This window comes from Mesorhizobium norvegicum (assembly GCF_004919685.1).
GTDB lineage: Bacteria > Pseudomonadota > Alphaproteobacteria > Rhizobiales > Rhizobiaceae > Mesorhizobium > Mesorhizobium norvegicum.
The window spans coordinates 1-676 of sequence record NZ_SMYZ01000077.1; the positions used below are offsets into that span (position 1 = coordinate 1).

At 59.8% G+C, this 676-nt stretch carries 1 protein-coding gene; it reads right to left on the bottom strand.

All coding sequences use genetic code 11. From position 1 onward, the window contains the following. On the bottom strand, nt 1-614 hold a 614-nt coding region (locus FCU66_RS29160), incomplete at its 3' end, for an NAD(P)H-binding protein (RefSeq protein WP_246094072.1). Between the last annotated feature and the right edge of the window lie 62 nt (nt 615-676).

Consider the following 676-nt stretch of genomic DNA (forward strand, 5'->3'; position numbering starts at 1 on the left):
TCCGTCCCCTGCAGCGCTCTTGCGGTAACCTCTGCCACATCGCCTACATAGGCCGGCTGCAATCTCGTGAGGCCGCGGCCGAACATCGGATAGATTGGAAGCCGGCGGAGAAGTTTGAGGATAATCGTGAGAAACGCGTCATCCGGTCCGAACATCACCGCCGGGCGGATGATGATGGTGTCAGCAAACGCGGCACGCACCGCCTGTTCGCCTTCGCCACGCTTGCGGATGTAGAGCGACGGCGAGGCAACATCCGAGCCGATTCCTGAAACGTGAGCGAGCCGTTCAACGCCAGCTCGGTGCGCTTGAGCCGCAACCCGCCGGGCCGACTCGACATGCACGGAATGAAAAGTCTCCTGTCCCCGTTCGACATAGAGACTGACCGCATTTACAACACCGAAAGCACCGGCAAGTGCATCGGCGATCGCCCGCTCATCATGGATATCGGCTTCGACCGATTGAAGTTGCGGATCATCAGAACCAAACAACTTCTCGGCCCGTTCCGGATGTCTTGATGCAATCCGAACGAAAAAACCGCCATTGCGGAGATGCCGAACAACGCGGCGGCCGAGAAACCCGGTTCCACCGAACACGGTGACGACGCGATGGTTCATGGCAGCCATGGCCTGGACTTTGTCAGCTCATGTCAGCCGCCTCGACCCGGCGGTTCAGGTCA